Genomic DNA, 24,823 nt, shown 5'->3' with positions numbered 1-24,823 from the left:
CTACTACTTATGAATCATGGCGAAAGATAACTAGTCAAATTTCTAACCAAAGTCTATCCATTATGAAAAACAAAATGTTAATGTTTTCAGCAATAACGTTATTGCTGGTTTCGTGCAAAAGGCATGAAAATGTAGAGAGCGAAAAGATATCGCTTTCTAAAAATGCAACTTTAGCGCTGGCCACTACGCCGGCCGCAGCACCTAATACTTTCAAGGTATTCGATCAAATTCTATTTTATGATGGTTACGCCGCAACTGTAACTACCCCTGTGCCGGCAGGAATAATAAGGGTTTCGAATGCCAAGTACGTCAAAAAGTTAACGGCTACCGATCTTTCCAAGCTTTCTAACAGTTTAGATATTAAAGTAAGTATTACACCTTATTGCGATAATTATGATCGGATCGGATTTGTAGGCTTAAGTTTTATTCCTAAAAATACGGCTTTTAGCGAGAGTATTGGGAAGCATATCGAAGTGGGGCGTTTTATTACGCCATTTATGGATAAGAACAAAACACCAAGTCTGGTACCCTATCTTTTTAGTACAGATAATGTTGCTAATCTTTTACGTGATGGAAATTGGCGCTCTACTTATGATATTTATGTGGTATTTAGTGTATTTGGTGTTCCCTACACTGCAAATACTGAAATAGCTGGCTGTAGTGGCCATAATGAAACAGCGTATGGTACAGTCGAATTTATCAACAAATCTGGTGGAACGGATCCTGCAACTGTAGTACAAATGGTACCCATAGCAAACAATAAACAATTGGATAATTATACAGCAAGCAATACCGATCAGATTGGTACTTCCAAAAAAACCTATACTGTTAATTTAACCTCGGCAATCACAGATGCCAAATTATACCTCATTACTTCTGCGCATGGAGCCAACAGCGGTGGGGAAGAATATAACCGGAGAGATCACAATATCTATTTTGATAATGTGCTAAAACTGACCTATAAACCGGGTGGAAAATCATGCGAACCATACCGACAATATAATACACAGGCTAATTTCATATATGGCGCTTTTCCTAGAAGTACTGCTGACTGGGCTGCATCAAGCAATTGGTGTCCGGGAGATGCCATTCCGACACGTGTTATTAATCTTGGTAACCTGGCCGCTGGTAACCATAGTTTTAGAATTGATGTTCCAACTGCAGTATTTAATCAGAAACAAGGTAATATTTTGCATTCGGTTTATGTACAGGGACGTTAATAAGTTTGTTTAGATAAAGTCTAAATTTTTATTGTAATATTCAGCGCGGGAACAAACCCCGCATATAAGTGCTTAATGTGGCAACTATGCACACATAATACGTCTAGAAGTCAATTAATATAATTAATAGTTTTTAAAAAAGGCTTGCTTAAAGCAAGCCTTTTTTATGCTAAAATCACCTTTTTAAAAAAATTAATAAGTTTTGTAATTTTTTAATTTTTTTTAGTAAGTTTGTTATGTCATCCATTAGTAAAAAACTTTCAAGAAATCATTTGGCTTTTTGTGTGCTAAAATTCGATCCTAACTAAATCGAATGTCACAAGAGATAAAGTTTTATGCGAGCTGGTAAGACAAATACCTGATTATTTATAACCATTTATCCAACTAACCAGTGCCAGTGCAAATTGTGAGAAAATCTACCACCTTTCTGAATATTTAATTTGATGTTCGAAGCTATTTTTTGCTTTCAACAAAAATCGAATATGTAAAGTAAACACAGTATCTAAACTGATATTGATGTTTGGAAGAAAGTGCGATTTGAATCGATACCCTTTTTATTAAGCCGAGCCTATTACCCATACTTCTTTTTTAATGAAAGAGGTAACAAAGTTATTCTTGTTGATACATTAAAGCCTCGTAAATGAGGGTTTTGTACTTTGCTATATGTCTGATTTTAACTAAATAATTGCCTATGATATAAAACAATTCATCAATAAACCACATGTAAAAAAACAAACAAACTAATCAAAAAAAGAATATGCAAAAAAAAATACTAACTAATTGGCTAATGCTAAGGCCTACGTGTACCTGGCGAATAGCTTTTTTATTATTTATAGCTTTAAACTATCTAAATTTAGATTTAGCCGCCTTTGAACTAAATAGTTTTCAAGTACCTATAAAAGGTGTTGTGTTAGATTCTAAAGGATTGCCAATCCCAGGGACAACAATTTCAGTAAAAGGTAAAAAACCAATTGCTTCAACTAATGCGCAAGGCGCATTTAACATAAATGTAGAAGAAAGTGAGGTTTTAATTTTTTCATCCATTGGTTTTAAAACTAAAGAAGTAAGAATTTCCGGACAACAATCATGGAGAATTATATTGGAGGAAGATTTCTCGCAATTAGAGGAGGTAGTATCTGTAGGGTATGGTACTCAAAGTAAACGGCTTAACGCAACTTCCACCTCATCTGTTAAAGTCGAACTATTACAAAACAGGCCTAGCGGTTCTATAGAGTCTTTATTGCAGGGAGTCGTTCCAGGTTTATTGGTTCAGAATAACAGTGGCACACCAGGTGGTCGAAGCAATATTCAGATTAGAGGAATTTCCAATTTTGCATTATCTGCCAATTCGAATGTAGTAAGCACGCCACTATTTATTATAGACGGTGTTCCTCAAGATCAGGATGCGTTTAACCCTTCAAACCCACGTCAGTCTATCACAAGTGTTTTAGCGGGTATAAATCCTTATGACTTAGAAAGTGTAGATGTTTTAAAAGATGCATCTGCAACAGCAATTTATGGTTCGAGGGGAGCAAATGGTGTAATTGTTATTACAACAAAAAGAGGCAAAATAGGTAAACCGATTGTGTCTTTAAATACGCAATTTGGAGGTTCTTATTATCCTGAATTGCGTAAAACGTTAGGTGGAAAGGCTGAACGCGACTTTAAGATTAGTTTATATAATTTATATAGAGGTTCCAAAGTTGGTGGTGGATACTCAGATATGCCTATTGAATTAAGCGATAGTTTAAATACCTACTATAATAATAATACCGATTGGCAAAAGCTTTATTTTAAAGATGCCACCTTAGGTAGTGTAAATTTAAGTGTTAGTGGTGCAAACGATAATAGTAGTTACAGAATAGGTGCCGGCTATTATAACGAGAGTGGAACAGTAATTGGTTCAGGGTTTAAAAGCTATTCTTTAACATATAATGGTATTTTTAATCCTACAACAGCACTAACTATTACTGGTCGGGTAAATTTATCGCAAACAGATGCAAGTTTAAAACGTGGTGAAACTTTTGGTTCGGCAGTAGTTGGAAACAATTTTTCGAGTTCTTTCAGGCCTGGTCCATCAAGCGAATATAATTATGCTTTTATAGAAGCTTACCGTAAGGGAGTAAATATTAATTTAACAAGAAAAGTAATTGCAACATTAGAAGGTAGTTATGATGTTACCAAGTTTTTAAATATTACTTCCCGGGGATCTGCTACTTATACATTTAATCGAAGTAGATCATTTAATCCATCGGTAACTAACACTGATGGGAAATCTTCAGCATCTTATTCTTCGGGAGAGGTATTAGACTTGCTAAATGAAAATTTTGTAAGGTTACACCACAAATTTGCTAATGCTCATACTTTTGATTTTGTTGTAGGAAATTCGATAAATGTAAACAAGAATGATGATATATATGGTTTTGGCTATGGTGGGCCAAGCGATGTTCAGCAGGTTATTCAAGGTTATCCACAGGCTAACATCACATTAGTTACCAACAGTATTACCTATGGCTTGCTTTCTTATTATGGTAGGCTATCCTATGATTACAAACAAAAATATATCTTCCAAGGGTCGCTAAGGGCAGATGCTTCATCGAAATTTGGAAAGGATAACCAATGGGGGAATTTTGGATCGCTTTCTGCTGCCTGGGTATTTACTGAGGAAGGATTTTTCAAAAAGAACATTGGCGATTGGTTTTCGTTTGGTAAGCTGAGGGCAAGTTATGGCAAGGCTGGAGAGCAATACCAAGATAATTATTTGGCACTAGGAGCTTACAATAGTGGGCCTATACGAAATAGTGATGGTAGCTATACTACAACAAATAACACTTATAATGGTGTGCCATTGTTAGCACCTAATTACGATGGGGGTAATGGACTACCTATTCCAAATTTGACATGGCAAGTAAGTACTGATTATGGTGCTGCATTAGAAACTCAATTTTTTAAAGGCCGTCTTAGTACTTTATTCGAATATTATCATAAAACAAAAAATGGATTTCTATTTGAAGATCCACTGGCATCAACAAGTGGATATTCAAAACGATTTATCAATAGCGGTGCCGTAAGGAATACAGGTATTGAAGCAACCATTACTGCCTATATTACCCGGCCAGAGAGTAAATTCCAGTATAATTTTACTTATATGGCCGCAACAAATAAAAATATATTAACTAAGTTGCCTGACTTTGGTAGAAGTATTACCCGAACAGGTTTTACAGCAGGGAATCCATATTTAGAGGTAGGAAAACCGTTAAATGGATTTTATCTGTTAAAATATCTAGGCGTTTTTGCTAGTGATGGCGATGTTCCTATTAACCCCTATACCGGTGCCAGATTGAAGCCATTTGGATTGGGCTTTGCTTCACAAGAACCTTATCGCGCTGGTGATATTTATTTGTACGATGCTAATGGTGATTACATCATTCAAACTAGAGGGGATGCCGACAAAGTTTATATGGGTGATCCCAACCCTAAATTTTACGGAAGTTTTTCACATACTTTTGGATATAAATTTAGAAACAATTCTAATATATCGTTATCCATGCAATTCAATTATTCGGTAGGTAATAAGGTGTATAATCAAGTGTTATTAGATCGTTTAAAATCAGTTAGTTGGACAGCAAGTAATAACTTGAATTATCCTGGTGGACAAAGTAATTTATTAGATGTATCTGATTTAGATTATTGGACCCCAACAAATACTGATGCTAAATACCCACTTTTAAATCCGTGGCGCTATTATGCAGAATCTAGCTATGATTTTGTTGGAAATTACGACAGTAATACCTCGTTGTTTTTAGAAAATGGAAATTTTTTAAGACTAAATAATATAACCGTTGGTTATGATTTTTCCCCAACCTTATTACAGAAATTAAAGATTAGAAGATTACGGGTTTATGCCGGGCTTGATAATGTATTTCTGTTAACAAATTATTCTGGTGTGGATCCGGAAAATGTAAATAGTTACGGATATGATCAGGGTAACGGCTATCCCATTGCTAAAAAATATAATTTGGGTTTTAATTTTGAATTTTAAAACATATGAAAAATATAATCTTTCTTAAAAGAAAATCAACGTTATTTATAATATTGTGCATTTGTATTACATTTTCTTGTAAAAAGGTACTAAATCCTGATGTAATACAATTACCAACTTCAGAAAATGCATTCTCAAGCGGTGCCGATATTGATAAAGGTATAGCTGCGGCATATGGTTTTTTACGCATAGCCGTGCCGGATAAAGTCTTTTTATTTAACGATGTTAGAGCAAATACATTTGCCAGTTATAGTGATAATGTAAATGTAGCTGTAGAAACACCTATACCACGTAATACCCAAACTTCTTTACTAGCAAATGGTGGAGGGGATTGGCGCTCTTTTTACAAAGTGATTTCACAATGTAATTTGATTTTAGAAAAAATACCAACGATTGCTAATTACGATGCTGAAACTAAAAAAAGGCATTTAGGCGAGGCAAGCTTTATAAGGGCTCTTTCTTATTTTTATTTAGTTCGTTTTTGGGGAGATGTGCCTATCAATTTAAAAAGCATCGATATTGATATAATAAAAAGAAATCCTCAAACAGAGGTATTACAGCTTATAAATAAGGATTTAGATATAGCCATAGCTAATTTAAAACCATTTTATAATGCTGGCGATAGGGCCGTAAGGGCTACAAAAGGGGCGGCATGGGCTATTAAGGCACATGTAAAAGCATGGCAACAAGATTACTCATCTTGCGAAAAACTTTGCGATAGCGTGATTACCAACGGACAATACACCATGGTAAAAGATACCACCAATTTGATAAGTATTTTTATAGGTAAAACAAGCGAAGGGATTTTTGAACTAAATAACGATGCTTCATTAAAAGAGGTACAAATGAATCGGATTTACTACAGAACTATGCACCTGCCATACTATAATAATGGTGGTATAGGTGCTCAGGTTTTACTGTTTCCACCTCCGGATATGCGTAGTCAAATGTTCCCGAAGGGCGTAAGAGATGCCAGGCTGAGAACTTGGTTTGTGGCAAATACTTTTGGTTATACGAGTACAAACTATCCTTATCTTGGTAAGTATAGAACGCTACAGGCCAGTGGAGATACCACTTCAAAAAATATTAATGAGTCTAACGTTATAATTACTCGTTTACCAGATATCATGTTATTAAGAGCAGAAGCCTTAGCGAGTAGCCAACTCAATAGAACTCCAGAGGCAATAACATTGCTCAACAAAGTAAGAGAAAGGGCCTATGCTCCGCTCTACTTAGGTGGGGGTAGTATTCAAGATACAATTTTATTAGAACGAAGAAAAGAACTATTAGGTGAGGGACAAATATTTTTTGATTTGGTGCGTACTCGAAAACTAGATAAATATAGTCGTATAACTGATGCAAATTGGTATGCGAGGGGAGCGTGGCTATTGCCTATAGATCAGAGTATTATTGCTAAAAGCAATTTTGTTATTACGCAGAACAGTTTTTGGCAGTAAACCTAATATTTTAAACTACTAAATAGCAGAAAATGAAAAATATAGCTTTTAAAATAAGTCTTAGTATTATTATTGTCAGTTTGATGATAACTGCATGTAAAAAGCATGATTATTTTGTGGATGGAGGACTTTCAGGTCAATCAGCAGCAGAGAAAAATATGACTGTTTATGATTTTTTGGCAAGTCGTCCAACACATGATTTTGATTCCCTTATAAAAATTATCAACCTCACCAATTCTAAAGCATTGGTTAATCAATCAAATATCACCTTTTATGCATGCCCGAATTCAGCTGTAATTAAATTTCAAAATAGATTTAACCCAGATGATCGGCAAAAAGTAAGGCCACTCAATAAAATAGGGATTGATACACTTCAAAAATTATTGAATAGGTTTATAGTAACCGGCAAAAGAATCTCATTAGAGGAAGCTGTATTTGATGGTAACAAATATTATAAGGATAATCAAGGGGATAGTCTTTTGATTAATGGGATAAGTGGGCTCGCAAGTCCTGGGAGTCAAGTCCGGATAGATGCTGACAGAATGGAATATCAGCATCGTAAAATTCCAAAAATTGATACTGCTAATTTTGTATCGAGGATACAAACACATAATTTGATCACGGTAAATGGTACTATTCATGTACTGGAGCCTGGTGCAAATTTTGCGGCAGGCTTTAAAACAAAATACATTAGATAGTTTGATAAATGGAAACTAATATGAAAAAAATATATTTAGTGCTCTTAACAGCAATTATTTTTTGCGCAAATAGTGCTTGTAAAAAAAGTGATGAGGACGGTGATAAAAGTGGCTATTTAAGCACGGCTATAAAATATCCTAATCCTGTGGTTTCGGTAGTAACGGGTAGGGGGCTATATATCTCGCCAGCTTTATCCACTGATGAATCTACAAAGCCGCTTGAATGTAGTATTGATGCTATACGCGATACATTAGGGAATGTACTTACAAATTTAATGAATTACAAAGTAGATACATATTTTTGGAAAGGAACGCCAACGGGTTTGGAAACAGAACTATCTCAAATAGATGCCATTAGAACTAAAGTAAATAGACCTGCAATAGATATGAATCCTGTGAATGGGCAATTACTCATTTATGGCGAAGCAACCAATGTTGCTGTATTTCCCAAAGGAACCTATATTATTGATGTCAAAATTAAGAACAGATCTGGGGAGCAGGTTTTTAAAAATGCATTAAGAGTTAATACTACTCCTGCTGGGCCATATTCTTATCAATTTGCAGGTGTTGATGGTATTGATGGCCTAGATGTAACGTTTACAAAAGTGCAGTCGGCCGGCAATAAATTAATTATTAGAACGCTAAGAAAAGATGGTACAGCAATAGACCCAAAAACGCTATTGGGATATGATTATGGCACCGCCGCAAACCCTAATTTAAAGGATTGGCATAATTTGGGCTTACAGAAAACTACAAAATATACCGAGTTTCCTGATAGATTAGAGATAGAGGTAGCTGGAATGCCAATTCCTGTTATTGGTGGTCTTCCAGCTGGACAGGGCATTCCTAGCTGGGGGCAGCGTATAGATATGTATAATAACAGTAGCGCTATTGGAAAATATTTTAACTATTGGTTTGATTTTGCAATATTCGAACCTGGTACATGGGAAATAGTGGTTAAGTTAAAATACCAATAATGTTCTTATGTTGGTATTTGTAAAGAAGGACGTCTCTATAGTCACTTTTTTATATTCGAATAAATCGAATGCTGACTGACATAGGTTTAGAGTGTAAAAACGGCAATTTTCAGATCGAAAATTGTCGTTTTTTTTAAATTGTAACTGCAGATTATTATTAAAATCAATCTGTAATCAAAAAAAATGCATTTAAAATCGACTGACTGATTACCACATATTATTTGAGTTTTTGGATTTCTTTTTAAAAATTTTAAAAAGATTGCATTTCTTTTATTTTTTTTATAAATTTATATAAACCAAATCCCAAATGTCAGCAACTATTAAGAAAGCACAGAGATTACGAGCCGACATCATTAAGCTGCTTTATTATAAAAAAAAGTCATCGCTCACTGATTTAAGCAAACGCACTAAAAAAAGCTTGCCGTTGATTACCTCAACTGTTAATGGATTAATCGAAGATGGCTTAATTATCGAGCAAGGGCTTGCCCCGTCTACCGGTGGCCGCCGGCCTTTAATTTTTTTATTAAACCCCAATTACAAAAGGTATATCGTAGCGGTAGCCATGGATCAGTTAACTACCCGGTTAACCATATACGACTTATCCAATCATCAGGTTTTACCAACCCAGGTGATCGATCTGGATATGGCCGAAAATAAAAGTGCCGATACTTTGATCGCATTCATCGAAGATTGTATTAAAAAATCAGACATCAATAAAACGCATTTATTGGGCATTGGCATTGGGATGCCTGGCTTTGTGAATGCGGAAAAGGGCATGAACTATTCTTTTTTGCAGGTTGAAGAAGAAATAAGTCTGCAAGATTATCTCTCTAAAAAGTTAAGTCTACCTGTTTATATCGATAACGATTCGAGTTTGATCGCCCTGGCTGAATTAAATTTTGGCGAAGCCAGAAATTTAAAGGATGTACTTGTAGTTAATATAGGCTGGGGTACAGGATTGGGGATGATTGTTAACGGAAAATTATACCGGGGCAGTAGCGGTTATGCTGGCGAATTTAGTCATATACCCTTATCTAATTCGAATGCCTTGTGCTCCTGCGGTAAGCGGGGCTGTCTGGAAGTAGAAACCTCTCTTTTGGTAATGGTGCAAAAAGCAGAAGCAGCGGTGAAAAATGGTGAAGAAACCAGTTTGAAAACCCTTTTTAAAGATAAAAGTAAAAGCCATGCTGATCATTTTTTAGATGCCGTCATCAAACAAGATCCCGTGTCTATTTCTATTTTAGCTGATGCTGCATTCCAGATTGGAAAAGGCCTTGCTACTTTGATTCACATCATGAATCCTGAACGGATCGTATTAAGTGGCCGTGGTGCTAAAGCGGGTAAAATGCTGCTTCCGCCAATACAACAGGCCATTAATGAATTTTGTATTCCCAGGATTGCTGAACAAACTGAAATCAAGTTTTCTACCCTAACGGATGAGGCTGAATTATTGGCTGCAGCAAGTTTGATGGTAGAAAACAGCTTATTCGAATAACGAAACTTAATAATAAATTATAAAATAAATTTTAACCAATACAAGCAATATATGAGGAAATAAAGAACAGCTATTGAACCACGTAATGAACCACCTTTAACTAATCTAAACCTAAACAATTATGAAAAAAATGTACTTAAAGTGCTTAAGTGTGTTTTTGTTGAGTTTTTTAACAATAACAGCTTTTGCACAAAAAACCATTACCGGTACGGTAGTGGAAGCATCTGGTCCTCTGCCAGGTGTAAGTGTCTCCATTAAAGGCACAACCAAAGCCACTCAAACGGATGGGAGTGGTAAATTCTCTATTTCAGCAGCCGATGGAGATATCCTTGTTTTTAAGTCTATTGGTTATACTTCGAAAGAAATCACTGTAGGATCATCTACAGTTGTAAATGTTAAATTAGAATCATCTGCCAACAGTTTGGAAGAAGTTCAGGTTACCACCGCATTCGGTATTAAGAAAGAAAAAAGAGCGCTAGGCTACTCTACACAAGAAGTGTCTGGAAAAGACTTAACGATAGGGCAGGCACCTACTATAGCGCAGGGCTTAATGGGCAAGGTAGCTGGTTTACAGATTTCACAATCAGGCGGCGGGGTAGAAGGAGGTTCATCAAGGATTGTAGTCCGTGGGAATACCTCATTAACCGGTGATAACAGGGCATTAATCATCGTAGATGGTGTTGCGATTAATAACGACCCAGCCAATGTGAACGGAAATAATACTTCATCTGTTGCAGGCAATACAGGCGCCGATGTTTCATCAAATAATGACTGGGGTACCGGTATGAACTTTATCAATCAGGATGATATTGAGAGTATTACCGTTTTAAAAGGCCCTGCTGCAGCAGCACTATACGGTGCAAGAGGAGGAAATGGCGTTATTTTAATTACAAGGAAGAAAGGCAGTAACCGTCCTGGGCTTGGCATTGATTACAATTACTCTTATCGACATACAGATCCTTACGAGCTACAAAATTTTCAAAATGAATATGGCCAGGGAGGAGTTGCCTCTATGTTAACGGCGGATAACAGCAAAATGTTCCCGGTTAATGGTGCTGGCCAACGTTATCAGATCGGAAATAATTACACTTCGGCGGGAGAATATTTAAGTAACTCTTTCGGTACGGTTCCTTATCCAAATGGTAAAGCAACTGATGCCTATTTCAGTTATCCCGGTAGTCAATCCTGGGGGCCGAGATTTGATAATTTACCAATATTGAACTATGACGGGGTTTTGAGACCTTATTCGGCTCAACCAGATAACTGGAAAGCATTTTTTCCTGATGGTTCTGTAGTAAGCCATAATGTTGCTGTTTCCGGAGGAAATGATAATGCTACGGGGCGTATCTCCTATACCCGAAATGACACTAAAGCCAACATTTTAAATAGCAATATCCAATCGAACGTTTTTAACTTAGGCTCTACACTTAAGGTTTCTAAAAAATTAAGTGCAGAGGTTACGGCAAGCTATGTGAACTTCACGCGTTTAAATGCCCCTGCTGTTGGTTCGGGCTACTTAGGTGGGGTAATTTATTCTATGCCAAGAGATTATAATCCTTATGTAGATTTTGATAATACTTATGGACCTAATAATTCGCGTAAGGATGTACTTACTCCAAGTAATTTCCCTGCAGGTTCACCTGCCTATCCTTACAGTGGAGGTTATTTAGGTAACCAATATTGGAATATTAACAACAATAACACGCTTTTTAATCGGAACGGGCTTACCGGCGGAATGAAGGTAATGGCTGATTTAACCGATTTTTTAAATGTAACGGCACAAGGTGGAGTAGATAACTCGAATGATGTAACGACTGTAAAAAACTATCCAACAGATGTTTTAGGGCAGGCAAATGGGGCTTATAAGTTGGCACAAGCCAAAAATTTATCAACTAACTTGCAGGCTTTTGCCCGTTTACACAAAGATAATCTTTTCGGCAAAGAGATTAATGCGAGCTTAACGGCTGGGGTAGAAAGCTATTATCGCAACGACTATGTTTCGAGTAACAGAACTGAGGGAAGCCTTGTAAAGCCATTTGTTTTTGCCTTAAATAATGGTTCAAACCCAGTTCCACAGCCAGAGGAAACAAAATATGCGAAAAAAATAAACTCAGCATATAGTTTTTTAAACCTTTCTTATAAGAATTATCTGTTTTTAGAGGCTACAGCGCGTAACGATTGGTCGAGTACATTGGCAAATGGTTCAAATTCCTATTTCTACCCAGCCACTAATTTAAGTTATGTATTTACCGATGGGATCAAAGGTTTACAAAGCAGTTTACCATGGCTGAGTTTTGGAAAGTTGAAACTCTCTTATGCAGAAACAGGATCAGATACTGATCCATACTCTATTTTTAATTTATTGGATGTAACCACAAACAATGGCCAGCAAGCACAAAGCTTACCTGGTACATTGAAATTCGAGGGTGTAAAGCCACAAAAAAGCAGATCGTTTGAAGCTGGTATCAATTTAGGTTTATTTAAAAACAGGTTAAATATAGATTTAACAGGTTATACCATGAAAAGCTTTAACCAGATTTTGGATAACCCATTAGCCTTATCATCAGGCTTTAATAATGTTAAAATTAATACGGGTTCGTTGGGTAATACTGGTTTTGAATTCATTATAAGCGGCTCGCCAATAAAAACGCAAGATTTTAGCTGGGATGTATCTATAAGCGGAGCGCATGCCAGAACAAAAGTACTAGCGCTACAGGATGGAATTGAAACCTTAACATTAGGTACTTTTTTTGGAGGTAACGGCATTTCACAGCGTGTTAAAGTTGGCGATTATTATGGTACCTTATACGGAAGGGATTTTACCTACTACAATGGAGAAAAGATAGTAATGCGTGCTGAAGGAACTGATGGACTGCCATTGCAATATACTGTTAATGGCAAAACCTATTATGCAGGTACGCAGTGGGTAAAAACAGCCAATGAGGTGCCAATTGGTAATTCCCAACCAATATTAACAGGTGGTATTACCAACACCTTTAAGTACAAGGCATTTTCATTATACATATTGGCTGATGCAAAAATTGGTGGAGATACATTTTTTGGCTCTTATGCCGCAGGTATGGGCAGCGGAAACTTAGTAGAAACCCTAAAGGAACGTGACGGTGGGGGTTTACCTTTGGTTTATCCTGACGGAACTACTTCGAATAGCGGGGTTAATTTCGGAGGTGTGTTTGTTACCCGAGATGCTCAAGGCAACGTTACAAGTGCTACTCCAAACAACGATGTCGTAAATTATCAATGGTACTACCAGGGTACTTTTTCTGCCTGGAACCACCTTGGGGCACCTCGCTCGGCATCTGTATTTAAAAACTCCTGGATGAAACTTAGGGAAGTGGCTTTAACCTACCAGGTTCCGGCTACATTACTCCAAAAAACAAAGTTTATTCAAAATCTGTCGCTTTCGTTGGTTGGACGAGATCTGTTTTACATCTTTACTACCATACCTAAAGGCTTAAATCCAGAAGGGGTAAATGGTATCGGTAACATGCAAGGTATAGAATATGGATCTCTGCCAAAAACAAGATCATTTGGTTTTACTATACGGTCTTCATTTTAATCACTTAAAGCATTTAATGATATGAAAATTCAACATAAAGTAATCCATACTATACTTGGCCTGTCGCTAATCTTTGGTGTGGTATCATGTAAAAAAGGTTTCGAAGAATTAAATAAACCCTATAAAGATGCAACCGTTTCTACGGCAACACCTGCAGGTTTCTTTAATAATCTGGCCAAGCGTGCAACAGACGAGGATTATACGATCTATGCCGGGTTGTTTATGCCGATTACCAATCAGCAAGGCGTTCAGAATAAAAACTTGCCGTACATTAATTATATTACTACTTTTTGGAGTAATTATTACCAAGACCTGGCAGATTATAAACAACTATTAAAGCTTGTAAGTGCATCTCCAAACCCAGGTATTTACAATGATGTAAAGTACATGGCTACTATTCTGATCAGCCAAAAAACTTTATCAATGTTAGATCGTTATGGTGATATACCCTACAGTCAGGCGGCTATTGCTACAGAAGGTTCGGCAAACTATCAACCGAAATATGATAAAGAAGAAAGTGTTTATAATAGTGTATTAGATGATCTAAAAGCTGCTGTTGAAGGTGTTGGTGGTCCAAACCAAAGCTCAATCGGTACGTATGAGTCTTTTTTAGCCAACGATTTTGTTGCCTGGAAAAAGTTTGGAAACGCCTTAAGGTTGCGTTATGCTGTTCGTTTAAGCAAAACCAATTTGCAAACAAAGGCTAAAGCTACCATTGCAGAGATTTTAGGAAACCCATCTATTTACCCTCTGCCTAATGATCAGGATCTTACCGCTTTATACAAAAGTAATTTTGGCAGTTTTCCTTTAGTAGTGATACCAAATTCTCCAGATTATGGCGATCGCTATTGGTATGCATTTCGGGAGCTCTCTGTTTCAAACATCAGGATGAGTTCGAATGTGTTTGCTAAAATGTCGTCTACCAATGCTGATAATGGTTCCGGCTTTTTTGACCCGCGTTACAAAGTATGGTTTATGCCAAACAACGCAGGTAAATGGGTACCTCAACCACAAAATGGATCTATACAAGATGGCGGTACACCTTACCCGAATGAATCTACCAATAGCCCAAAGGCTCCAGGTACCGATCCTGGTAATAAATTTGCTGTATTTAATTATTACCTCGTTCGTGATTTTCAGAGTTTCCCTTATGTTATTATTTCCGAAGCAGATGTACATTTCTTAAAGGCCGAAATTTATAATCAGGGTATAGGTGTTGGTGCGGATCAGGCATTGGCCGAAACAGAATACAATGCCGGAATGAAAGCTTCTGTTAACTTTTGGTACACTACTGTTAACAGTAATACGACCGCATTATGGCCCACGGCTGCAAAACCGGGTCCAATTACCCAGGCACAGATTGATGTTTTTACCAGTAATCCTGCTGTTAAATTTACAACTGGTGATGTGGCCGGGAATTATCGGAAAATCATTACTCAATCGTGGCTGGCAAGTATGTTTAATGCAGTAGAAACCTGGTGTACAGTGCGTCGTACCGGAGTAACACCTAAAGATGCCACTTATACTCCTGTTACCTATAATAGGCTACCTTATCCTGACGATGAGAAAACCAACAATCTTTCTAATTTGAATGCCATTGGTGGTAATGTAGATGCCAATGTTCAGATTGCCAAAAAGGTGTATTGGATGCCATAATTTATGATCAATCCCAGCATATGAATGCTGGGATTCTTAATTACTTAAAATGAATAAGAAGTACTTTACATCACTTTTTTTGTTTTTATGCTTTTCAGCTGTAGCCTTCGCCCAGCAAAACGACATCATGCCCCAATCGGAGATTTACGAATCGCCTAAAGATGATGCCGTTAAAAAGAAACTCGATACCTGGCAGGATAAAAAATTCGGCATGATCATCCATTGGGGGCTTTATGCTGTTCCCGGGATTATCGAATCCTGGTCGATCTGCTCGGAAGACTGGATCGAAAGAGACAGTACCGTCAAATACGAAGATTATAAAAAATGGTACTGGGGTTTTAGCGAAAAATTTAATCCTACAAAGTTCAATCCTGAGCAATGGGCAAAGGCAGGTAAGGATGCTGGGATGAAATACCTGGTGTTTACTACCAAACATCATGATGGTTTTGCCATGTTCGATACCAAACAATCTGATTTTAGCATTGCTAAAGGTCCTTTTTCTACCAATGCTAAAAAAGACGTTGCCAAATATGTTTTCGATGCTTTCCGTAAGGAAAACTTTATGATCGGTGCTTATTTTTCTAAACCCGACTGGCATTCGCAATACTATTGGTGGGACAAATATGCCACAGCGAACAGGAATAACAATTACGACATCAGAAAGAACCCATGGCGCTGGAATATGTTTAAAAGTTATACCCAGAACCAGATTGGTGAGCTGATGAACAATTATGGAAGCATCGATATTTTATGGTTAGATGGTGGCTGGGTCCGTCCACGGGCCAGTGTAAACCAGGAAGTGCTTTCGTGGGGAATGCCAATTCCAGAATGGAGTCAGGATATTGATATGCCTAAAATTGCCGCTGATGCCAGGAAAGCACAGCCGGGTTTAATTGTGGTGGATAGAACAGTGCATGGTCAGTTCGAAAACTACCAAACGCCTGAGCAGAAGATCCCCGAAAAACAATTGGATTACCCCTGGGAAAGCTGTATGACCTTAGGTGGAGCCTGGGGTTTTGTGGCCAACGACCGTTATAAATCTGCTGCTGAAGTGGTACATAAATTAGTAGAAATTGTGGCCAAAGGTGGAAGTTTGCTTTTGGGTGTTGGTCCTAAAGCAGATGGAACTTTACCTGATGAGGTAGTTGCTAAACTGGAAGATATTGGTAAATGGACGAGTAAAAATGGCACTGCTATCTATGAAACAAGAATTACCAAAAACTACCATGACGGGCAAAACTGGTTTACCCAGAGCAAGGATGGGAAGACGATTTACGGGATCACTTTACTCGGCGATGGCCCTGTTAAAGAAATTTCATGGGAAGGAAGTATCCCTAAAAAAGGAACATCAATTACCATTTTAAGTACAAACCAAAAGGTAAAATGGACCTTAAAAGAGGGTAAGGTACATTTCAATCTTCCTAAAACTGAAGAGAAAATAGCATTGACTTTTTCTTTTACACCTGAAAGCAATTAACAATGCTAAAACTGATTAAATACCTATACTTATTACCTGCACTATTTGTCTCTTGCGGTCTTTATGCGCAAGTTAAAAAAGGGCCGGTTTTACCTTATAAAAATTCAAAATTAAGCATCGGTTTAAGGGTAAAAGACCTGATTTCGAGAATGACACCAGAAGAAAAATTCTGGCAGTTGTTCATGATTCCCGGTGATGTTACCGAAGCAAATAAGAATCAATTTAAGCAGGGGATTTTTGGTTTACAGGTGAGTGCCGCCGCACAAGGCAGTGGCAATGCACAGCAGATGTTAAGCTACAATACTTCCGAAGACGGACTTTCACTGGCTAGAAAGATCAATAAAATTCAAAAATATTTCGTTGAAGAAACCCGTCTGGGGATTCCCATGATTGCCTTTGATGAAGCTTTACACGGCCTGGTTCGAGAAGGGGCTACCGCATTTCCACAATCCATCGGTTTGGCTGCAAGTTTCGATACCACTCTGGTGGCCAAAGTAGGTACAGCTATTGCTGCTGAGGCCCGCGCACGTGGCCTGCGGGACCTTTTGGCTCCAGTGATCAATATGGCTACCGATGTAAGGTGGGGCAGGGTAGAGGAAACCTATGGCGAAGATCCTTATTTAACAACCGTGATGGGCCATGCTTTTATGAATGCCATAGAAAGGCAAAACATCATTGTTACCCCAAAACATTTTGTGGCCAATGTAGGCGATGGCGGAAGGGATAGCTATCCAATCGAACTGGATAAACATTATTTGGAAGAAATCCACTTTCCAGCTTTTAAAGATGGGGTTAAAAATGTCGGTATACGCTCATTAATGACTTCCTATAATAGTGTTTTTGGCACACCAGCTACCTCAAACAAATGGTTGCTTACCACGAAGCTAAAAACAGAATGGGGATTTAAAGGGTTTACCATTTCTGATGCCGGTGCAGTGGGTGGCGCCAACGTATTACACTTTACGGCTAAAGACTACAAAGATGCCACCGCGCAATCTATTAATGCTGGTTTGGATGTGATTTTTCAGGTGGATTATAACCATTACAAACTTTTTCTGCCAGCATTTTTGGATGGCAGCATTCCAAAATCAAGAATTGATGATGCACTTGCGAGAGTGTTGCGGGCTAAATTTGAACTTGGCTTGTTTGAGCACCCTTATGTAGATGAAAGTGTTGCCGAAAAGATGTTAACTGATCAAACTAACCATCAACTGGCTAAAGAAGCTGCATTAAAGTCCTTTGTGCTGCTTAAAAATGATAATAATACGCTTCCATTAAAAAACACAAAACGGATTCTACTTCTCGGTGAAGATGCAATTGAAGGCCGGTTGGGTGGTTATAGTGGCACTGGAAACAATAAGATCAATATATTGGAAGGCTTAAAAAATGCGGTATCCAATGAAATGGAGATTAGTTATTTAAAAGGCAGCAGCAGGGAGCTTCATACCTACATTCCAATAGATAGTCAGTTTCTTTCTACAAATCAAAAATCAGGCTTAGCTGGAACATACTATAAAGGACTTAACTTCTCGGGCAAACCGATAAAGGAAGTAAATGATAAAACTGTCAATTTTAGCTGGACTTTGTACCCGCCAGATGAACAGCTCCAGTTGGATGACTATTCGCTAAGGTGGGAAGGAAATATTAAGGTGCCACAAAATGTTGATGTTAATATCGGATTGGAAGGTAATGATGGTTACCGATTATATCTGGATAATCAGTTGATTATTGATCATTGGGATAAAAGATCTTTCAGTACCAAAACAGTTCCATTTCATTTTGAAAAAAATAAAGATTATGCCATTAAGGTCGAATTCTTCGAATCTAAAGGCAATGGCAAAATCAAACTGATCTGGGATTATGCTACCAAGCCAACAACCGAAATAGCTGATGCCGTAAAAGCGGCTAAAAATAATGATGTGGTCGTGTTCGTTGCGGGCATAAAAGAAGGGGAGTTTTTAGACAGGGCAATGTTAAACTTACCCGGTAATCAAGAATTATTACTCGAAGAACTTTCAAAAATAGGCAAACCGGTTGTAGTGGTATTAACCGGAGGGAGCGCCATTAATATGCAGCCGTGGTTAAATAAAGTGAGTGCGGTTTTAAACGTGTGGTACCCGGGCGAAGCAGGCGGCAGTGCCATTGCAGATGTATTGCTCGGAAAGGTAAATCCATCAGGAAAACTTCCTATTACTTATCCTATTGATGAGTCACAACTACCCCTGGTTTACAACCATAAACCTACAGGTAGGGGCGATGATTATAATAATCTAAGTGGCGAACCGCTTTTCCCTTTTGGTTATGGATTAAGTTATACCAGTTTCTCTTATGAAAATTTAAAGTTTAGCCGCAAAAGCATCGCTAAAAATGAAACAGCTACAGTAAGCTTCACGCTTAAAAATGCTGGACATGATAATGGTGAGGAAGTGGTACAGTTGTACATGAGGCCATTATTGAGCAAGCTGGCACAGCCTGTTCTTGCCTTAAGGGCTTTCCAAAGAGTAAATCTAAAAGCAGGCGAAACTAAAGTAATTTCTTTCAAGGTAGATAAAGAGCTACTTCAAACACTCAATATCAATAATGTATGGGAAGTTGTTCCCGGAGAATATCGGATCATGATCGGCTCATCAAGTAAAGCACTTTATTTAAAAGATAACTTAACCGTTAAACCTTAAAAAGACACCCCCTATGGTTGGGTATAAACCATATCAAGTAATAGTTGCCGTAGATTCTGGTTAAATCTGCGGCTTTTTTATAAACTAGATTTTTTGCCACGCCCGCCTTGCCATTCGGGCAGGGCAACATAGAAAGCACGGAATTTCTATGGGTGTCATCCTAAGGGATAATTTTTTCATAAAAATCAACATGATTGACGTATAAATTATTTTTTTTTGTCCTGCTGCTCCGTCTTGCCTCGGCTCGCCGCCGCCGAAGGGCTCTTTCTTTTTGGCATCAAAAAGAAACAAAAAATGCCGGCTGAAAATTTTTCTTTGGAAGCCAGTAGAGTGGCTTGGTCTGTGGGGTCCGAAAAATTTGTTAGGCCGGGTCTTAGTTGAACGTGGATGAGGTGCTATGGCCTAGCTGGGAGGAAATGCAAATACCTTTAAGTTTCTCATTAATAAATAATTAAAAAATAACATCAATGGTAGCGTAGTCGAAGGATCTTTAAGATAAAAATAGAATTGCTGCACCCAACTCTGTGATCTTCGTGCCTATATCTCAATGCGCTCTGTGGTTATATAAATCGACAATAGTCTATCAACCATTGAACCATTAACTAAGACCGGCTATCTCTAACTTTACAGCCAGTTCATTCAGGTCCTTCACCACTACATCAATGATCGGAATCCCACTAATTTTTCTTTCCTGCTCAAATTTGTGCTCAGGTTCCCCTGGAATGATGACCTTTTTGTCAGGATCTATTGTTTTTGCACTTTTAAAGCGTTCTACCCAATTATCTAAATGGCTTTTGAAGTCTTCCGCCGGTCTGAAGCCATCTACGCGCATAGCGCCTAAAAAATGGCCTAATCCTTCGCCAACCGGATTTGCCGAGGGTTCTAAGAAGGCCACAAAAGGAGGTACCCAGGGGCCATAATTTGCGCCCGATAATACCGCTGATAAAATATCAACCGTTGCACTCAAACCATAACCTTTATGACTGCCGTGATCTTTATCGCTACCCAAAGGTAAAAGCGAGCCGCCATTTTTTAATTCGTTGGGATCAGTAGAGTTTTCCCCATTTTTATCCTGAACCCAGCCATCAGGAATACTTTTGTTGGCACGTTGGGCAATTTCTAATTTTCCGTTCGCTGCGGCTGCGGTGGCCATGTCTACAATTACAGGTGGATATTTTCCTGCCGGGAAAGCATAACACATCGGGTTGGTACCCAGTAAACGTTCGTTGGCATAGGTAGGGGCAACCAGCGGACTTGCATTCGTCATACTGATGCCGATCATATCTTTTTCTACCGCCATCAAGGCATGATAACCTGCAATACCGAAATGGTTGGAGTTTTTAACCGATACCCATCCGCTACCATATTTTTCTGCTTTTTCGATGGCCACTTTCATCGCAAAAGGGGCCACCACCAAACCTAAACCTGCATCACCGTCTACGGTTGCAGTAGTTGGTGTTTCGTGCACAATTTTAATATCAGGCGTTGCATTAATTCTTTTCTTTTCCCACAAGCGTACATAACCACTTAAACGGGCAACACCATGCGAATCAATACCACGTAAATCTGAACGGACCAATACATCGGTTGCCAAATCAGCATGCGCATCAGAACAGCCCATTTTTTTAAAAACGCTATAAGTAAAAGTACGAAGGTTGGTTTCGGTAAAGGTGATAAAGTTCATTTTATTGGTATCAGGTTGTAGGTGTTGAGTATTAAGTAGGGAGTATCAAGTAGCGAGTATCAAGTATTAAGTATGGAGTATCAAGTAGCAAGTAGCGAGATTGGGGGCTTGGGGTTATCGACTTCTGACTCCCGACTTCGGACTAACACTACGGTAATAAAACAGTAAAATCGCCGCCCAATGGTTCAAAATTTTCAATACAGGAAGAAAGAAAATCTTCGCCATAATTTACGTACATGGGCGCAATATTCAATATTCTTTCCTGCAGTGTGCCGTTAGGGAAAAGCCTTTTCTTAACATGCTCAATTTGCAGCAATGCCGTTTCGTGTTTGCGTTTTTCTGCGCGGAACAGTTTCTTTTCCAGATTGGCCAATAAATGATTGGTTCTTTGTTTAGCAGTGTCTGTAGAAACGGAAAGCGTTTTATCGATTTTATAGGCATTGAGCTTAATCTGATCGAAAATACTGTTAATCGCTCTTGTTTCGTCAGCCAAACTCAATTGTGCGGTTGTATTCCGCTTTACCCAGATGTTTTTTAATTCTTCAACAGGTAAGAAAATATCTTCTAAAGAAAAACCTAAATGGTATATGTTCTGGGCGCTGCGTTTATCGATCAATATAGCTGAGTTACGCAACAATAAAACCGGGAAATCAACCTTATAGAAATCGAAATTTGCTTTTAATTGCATCCAATAAGCCACTTCTGCACCACCACCTATATAAGCGATGTTGGGTAGAATAACTTCCTGGTACATGGGCCGCATCACTACATTCGGACTAAAACGCTCAGGATGTGATTCTATTTCAGCTTTTAATGTTTCCTCGGTAAAACTGATATCCGTGTGGTTCACGATATATTTTCCTTTTTCGAAGATCAAACGCTCGCGCAGATTATCGATCATATAGAAGAAGTTAATATCGCGTCCGTTTACCTGGGTTTTATAGCCTAAATCCTCGAGGTTTTTTGAACTGTTATCTATATTCTTCGCACTGTTATGCTGAATAATATCTTCGGTAATGATATTCGCGAATTGCTTTTTTAATCGGCTATCGTCTGCGTTTACAATGACCAAACCATACTTTTCGAATAAATTGTTTACCAAAAACCGGGTGGCGTCGGCTAGATTATCGTGTTGCAGATAGGCCTGTTCTACCAGTTTGGCAATCCGTTTTCCATTTTTTGAGATGCCTAAATAACCTTTATATGCGGTTACCGCTGCGGCAACGGTTTTAGTACTCAGTCTGCCGGTTGCCCCATTGGTTTGCTGTATCCAGCTGATGTTTTTTTCATCAACACTTACGTGGTTAATTTCATCAAAATCATGATCCTCCGTAGCCATCCAATAAACCGGAACAAAGTTTTGATCAGGATGGGCCATTTTTAGCTCAATGGCTAGATTAATGGTGGTTACAATTTTATAGATGAAATAAAGCGGACCGGTAAATAAATTCAATTGGTGACCTGTTGTTACAGTAAAGGTATTTGGCAGACCTAAAAGTTCTATGTTTTTGGTAACCGACTTATTGGGTTGTAAATGCTGGTATTGATCTTGTAAAACTTTAACTAGTGTTTCTCTATTCCCTAAGAAATTTCTGTTTTCAATTGCCCTGGCCAAACCCTCCATATCAGGACGGTAACTGTAAAAAGCTTTAAGCTGCTCTTCGTTATTAATATAATCCAAAACCAGTTTTGAAAAAGATCCGGTTTCCTGATACGAGATATATTTTGCCTGCATGATGTGCGAAAGTAATGCAATTTAAGGATAATCGTAAAGTTGTACCACTATTTTACAATTGTTAAATAATTTTTAGCCACGTGCGCCGTACCATCAATGTCATTAAGTTAAGGGTTTTTAACCACAGATGTACACACCTGCCCGACTCGTCAGGCGGGGATAAACACGGATCTTTATATCCCCGCCTGTAAAGGTAGGCATTCCGTGATGCTCCAGTCGAGACGCCCCTCTACTGGAGTCTGTCATTGATAGCTGGTCGAAGGATCTTTAGGCACAAAATAATTAGAGATTGCTTTCTATTGCGCCAACTTTTTCGCGGTATAAATCAATGGGCCCATCTAAAAGCACCGCAATTACGGTTAATTCAGGATCTAACTTATCTTTTGGAACCGGAATGTAAACAATACCTGGTATTTTACTCCAATACAGTTTATTATAGATTTCGTGCGGAAGCATAGTACCTTCGCCCACAATCCTGATTCTGCTGATGTTGTTTTTCAAACCCTTTATCGCAATGGGTCCGGTTGGACTTCCTTCAACAAATAAATAAAGCGTCTGCTTATCAGCTGATAGTGCGGTTTTGCCCTGGTAATGGCCTGCTGGAATTCCACCGGTTGTTTTGTATAAGGCTTCAGCGTTTTTAATCACCCAATTATTCACCGTTTGGTCAAGAGGTTTAATCTTGGCATTAAAATCCAATCCATCAGCCGCTAAATTGCTGTCGTTAAAAATATTGATTCCTTTATCTAAGCTATTGGCCAATTGCTTTAGCTTATCAGCAGCTGAATTTAATTTTTTATGCTCTGTTAAGAGGTCTTTTAACGAAGAGGTCCCGTTTGGACTTTCAATAAGATCAAGAGGTTCATCAAAACTTACCTTTACCACCGTTACATCCTGATCAAAATCAGTTGAAGGAATATTGAACGTATAATCCGAATCATTAACATTGGCAAATTTAACCTGCCCGCCACCCACCAGCTGAATGCTTTTTACTTTTGATTTTATACCTGTTAATGAAATACCTTTTTCAGTTTTGTAATCCAGATAGAGGAATAAGGTTTTTTTGTCTTTGGATAGCGCCGTTTTTCCATTGAAATGTTTTGGAGAGATACCGGTTTGCGTACCATAAATGGCCTCGCTATTTTTTTTGGTCCAACGGCCTAAATCTTTTAAAATCTGAACCTGTTCTGAAGCAATTGTTCCATCGGCTTTTGGTCCGATATCCAATAGCAAATTGCCACCCATACTGATGCAATCAACCAGGGTACGGATAATCATGTTAGATGATTTATAATGGTTGTCGTAAGGTTGATAACCCCACGAATCGTTCATCGTATAACAAAGTTCCCATTCTGGTGAGCCTGGTTTTATTACCGGAACACCTTGCTCGGGCGTATCGTAATCGCCATGGCCGTTTAAGCGTGAGTTGACAATGATATCTTTATTCGTTTTGCGTAAATTTTCTAATATGTTTTTGGCCTGCCACTCTTCTCCACTGTGCTCCCAATCGCCGTCAAACCACAAAAGATCCGGATTGTATTTTGTCGAAAGTTCGTTGAGCTGCCCCTGGAAATAATATTGAAACTTTTTAAAACGGGTAGGATCCTGTTTATAATCGTAGCGTTTCCTGTCGCGCGTAAAACCATCATAATCAGCATAGCTCCAATCGGGTAAAGAAAAATATAAGCCCGTTTTTAAGCCAGATTTTTTAAGTTCAGCAACAAATGGTGTAATCAAATCTTTTTTTGCAGCACTGTTATTTAATGTTGTGGTTGCATTGGGCATTTTGCTGTCCCAGAGCGATACACCATCATGGTGTTTGGTGGTGATTACTGCGTATTTAGCACCGCTTTCTTTAATGAGGTTTACCCATTCATTCGGATTATATTTTGCCGCGGTAAAACCATTAAGCTGTTTCATATAAGCATCATGGTTGATGTAATTGTTGAAAAAAGACCAGGATTCGGAAATACCATTCACCGAATAAATACCCCAATGGATAAAAATACCCAGTTTGGCATCAGCAAACCATTGCATTTTTTGATCTGAAACTTTTTGTTGAGCGTTAAGCCTGCTCACTATAAATAAAGGGAATAAAACAATAAAAAACTTTAAATAACGCATGATTTG

General features: G+C 38.2%; 13 protein-coding genes. 10 read left to right on the top strand and 3 right to left on the bottom strand.

The window, feature by feature from the left end:
* The first annotated feature begins 62 nt into the window (after positions 1-62).
* From R2S57_RS13300 to R2S57_RS13255, 10 genes are all read left to right on the top strand, one after another.
* Positions 63-1,220, top strand: a complete 1,158-nt coding sequence (locus tag R2S57_RS13300) for a peptide-N-glycosidase F-related protein (protein ID WP_316845438.1) — start codon at positions 63-65, stop codon at positions 1,218-1,220.
* A gap of 757 nt (positions 1,221-1,977) precedes the next feature.
* Positions 1,978-5,262, top strand: coding sequence for a SusC/RagA family TonB-linked outer membrane protein (locus R2S57_RS13295; RefSeq protein ID WP_316845437.1), 3,285 nt, complete (start codon positions 1,978-1,980; stop codon positions 5,260-5,262).
* 5 nt (positions 5,263-5,267) lie between these two features.
* The gene (locus R2S57_RS13290; RefSeq protein ID WP_316845436.1) at positions 5,268-6,719 is read left to right on the top strand and encodes a RagB/SusD family nutrient uptake outer membrane protein; all 1,452 of its coding nucleotides are present in this window, start codon (positions 5,268-5,270) and stop codon (positions 6,717-6,719) included.
* A 32-nt stretch (positions 6,720-6,751) separates the two neighbouring features.
* Entirely contained in the window at positions 6,752-7,417 is a 666-nt protein-coding gene (locus R2S57_RS13285) for a hypothetical protein (RefSeq protein WP_316845435.1), read from the top strand.
* Between the two features lie 20 nt (positions 7,418-7,437).
* Complete coding sequence (locus R2S57_RS13280) at positions 7,438-8,394, top strand: DUF5007 domain-containing protein (RefSeq protein ID WP_316845434.1); 957 nt, start codon at positions 7,438-7,440, stop codon at positions 8,392-8,394.
* A 307-nt stretch (positions 8,395-8,701) separates the two neighbouring features.
* Positions 8,702-9,889: an ROK family protein gene (locus tag R2S57_RS13275; protein WP_316845433.1), complete on the top strand. Its 1,188-nt coding sequence runs from the start codon at positions 8,702-8,704 to the stop codon at positions 9,887-9,889.
* Between the two features lie 121 nt (positions 9,890-10,010).
* On the top strand, positions 10,011-13,466 hold the full coding sequence (locus R2S57_RS13270) for a SusC/RagA family TonB-linked outer membrane protein (protein ID WP_316845432.1): 3,456 nt from the start codon (positions 10,011-10,013) through the stop codon (positions 13,464-13,466).
* 21 nt (positions 13,467-13,487) lie between these two features.
* On the top strand, positions 13,488-15,122 hold the full coding sequence (locus R2S57_RS13265; RefSeq protein ID WP_316845431.1) for a SusD/RagB family nutrient-binding outer membrane lipoprotein: 1,635 nt from the start codon (positions 13,488-13,490) through the stop codon (positions 15,120-15,122).
* A gap of 49 nt (positions 15,123-15,171) precedes the next feature.
* A complete protein-coding gene (locus R2S57_RS13260; protein WP_316845430.1) occupies positions 15,172-16,599 on the top strand; it encodes an alpha-L-fucosidase in 1,428 nt (475 codons plus the stop codon).
* A 2-nt stretch (positions 16,600-16,601) separates the two neighbouring features.
* Positions 16,602-19,274, top strand: a complete 2,673-nt coding sequence (locus R2S57_RS13255) for a glycoside hydrolase family 3 C-terminal domain-containing protein (protein WP_316845429.1) — start codon at positions 16,602-16,604, stop codon at positions 19,272-19,274.
* 598 nt (positions 19,275-19,872) lie between these two features.
* On the opposite strand, the gene R2S57_RS13250 is transcribed toward R2S57_RS13255, so the two are convergent.
* The 3 genes from R2S57_RS13250 to R2S57_RS13240 all read right to left on the bottom strand — a co-directional run bounded on the left by R2S57_RS13250 (position 19,873) and on the right by R2S57_RS13240 (position 24,817).
* Positions 19,873-20,958 carry an Ldh family oxidoreductase gene (locus tag R2S57_RS13250; RefSeq protein ID WP_316845428.1) on the bottom strand — a complete coding sequence of 362 codons (1,086 nt, stop codon included), beginning with the start codon at positions 20,956-20,958 and terminating at the stop codon, positions 19,873-19,875.
* Between the two features lie 148 nt (positions 20,959-21,106).
* On the bottom strand, positions 21,107-22,693 hold the full coding sequence (bshC, locus tag R2S57_RS13245) for a bacillithiol biosynthesis cysteine-adding enzyme BshC (protein ID WP_316845427.1): 1,587 nt from the start codon (positions 22,691-22,693) through the stop codon (positions 21,107-21,109).
* Positions 22,694-22,975: 282 nt separating this feature from the next.
* The gene (locus tag R2S57_RS13240; RefSeq protein WP_316845426.1) at positions 22,976-24,817 is read right to left on the bottom strand and encodes an alpha-L-fucosidase; all 1,842 of its coding nucleotides are present in this window, start codon (positions 24,815-24,817) and stop codon (positions 22,976-22,978) included.
* Positions 24,818-24,823 lie beyond the last annotated feature (6 nt).

It is taken from the genome of Pedobacter psychrodurus, assembly GCF_032678585.1.
Lineage (GTDB): Bacteria > Bacteroidota > Bacteroidia > Sphingobacteriales > Sphingobacteriaceae > Pedobacter > Pedobacter psychrodurus_A.
Note: the sequence above shows the minus strand (reverse complement) of the source record. Positions and strands in the feature narration are given on the sequence as shown.

Coding starts and splice junctions, on each gene's coding strand:
- R2S57_RS13300 (WP_316845438.1), top strand. CDS start 63: ATGAAAAACAAAATGTTAATGTTTTCAGCAATAACGTTATTGCTGGTT.
- R2S57_RS13265 (WP_316845431.1), top strand. CDS start 13,488: ATGAAAATTCAACATAAAGTAATCCATACTATACTTGGCCTGTCGCTA.
- R2S57_RS13260 (WP_316845430.1), top strand. CDS start 15,172: ATGAATAAGAAGTACTTTACATCACTTTTTTTGTTTTTATGCTTTTCA.
- R2S57_RS13250 (WP_316845428.1), bottom strand. CDS start 20,958: ATGAACTTTATCACCTTTACCGAAACCAACCTTCGTACTTTTACTTAT.
- R2S57_RS13255 (WP_316845429.1), top strand. CDS start 16,602: ATGCTAAAACTGATTAAATACCTATACTTATTACCTGCACTATTTGTC.
- R2S57_RS13240 (WP_316845426.1), bottom strand. CDS start 24,817: ATGCGTTATTTAAAGTTTTTTATTGTTTTATTCCCTTTATTTATAGTG.
- R2S57_RS13295 (WP_316845437.1), top strand. CDS start 1,978: ATGCAAAAAAAAATACTAACTAATTGGCTAATGCTAAGGCCTACGTGT.
- R2S57_RS13275 (WP_316845433.1), top strand. CDS start 8,702: ATGTCAGCAACTATTAAGAAAGCACAGAGATTACGAGCCGACATCATT.
- R2S57_RS13270 (WP_316845432.1), top strand. CDS start 10,011: ATGAAAAAAATGTACTTAAAGTGCTTAAGTGTGTTTTTGTTGAGTTTT.
- R2S57_RS13285 (WP_316845435.1), top strand. CDS start 6,752: ATGAAAAATATAGCTTTTAAAATAAGTCTTAGTATTATTATTGTCAGT.
- R2S57_RS13290 (WP_316845436.1), top strand. CDS start 5,268: ATGAAAAATATAATCTTTCTTAAAAGAAAATCAACGTTATTTATAATA.
- R2S57_RS13280 (WP_316845434.1), top strand. CDS start 7,438: ATGAAAAAAATATATTTAGTGCTCTTAACAGCAATTATTTTTTGCGCA.
- bshC (WP_316845427.1), bottom strand. CDS start 22,693: ATGCAGGCAAAATATATCTCGTATCAGGAAACCGGATCTTTTTCAAAA.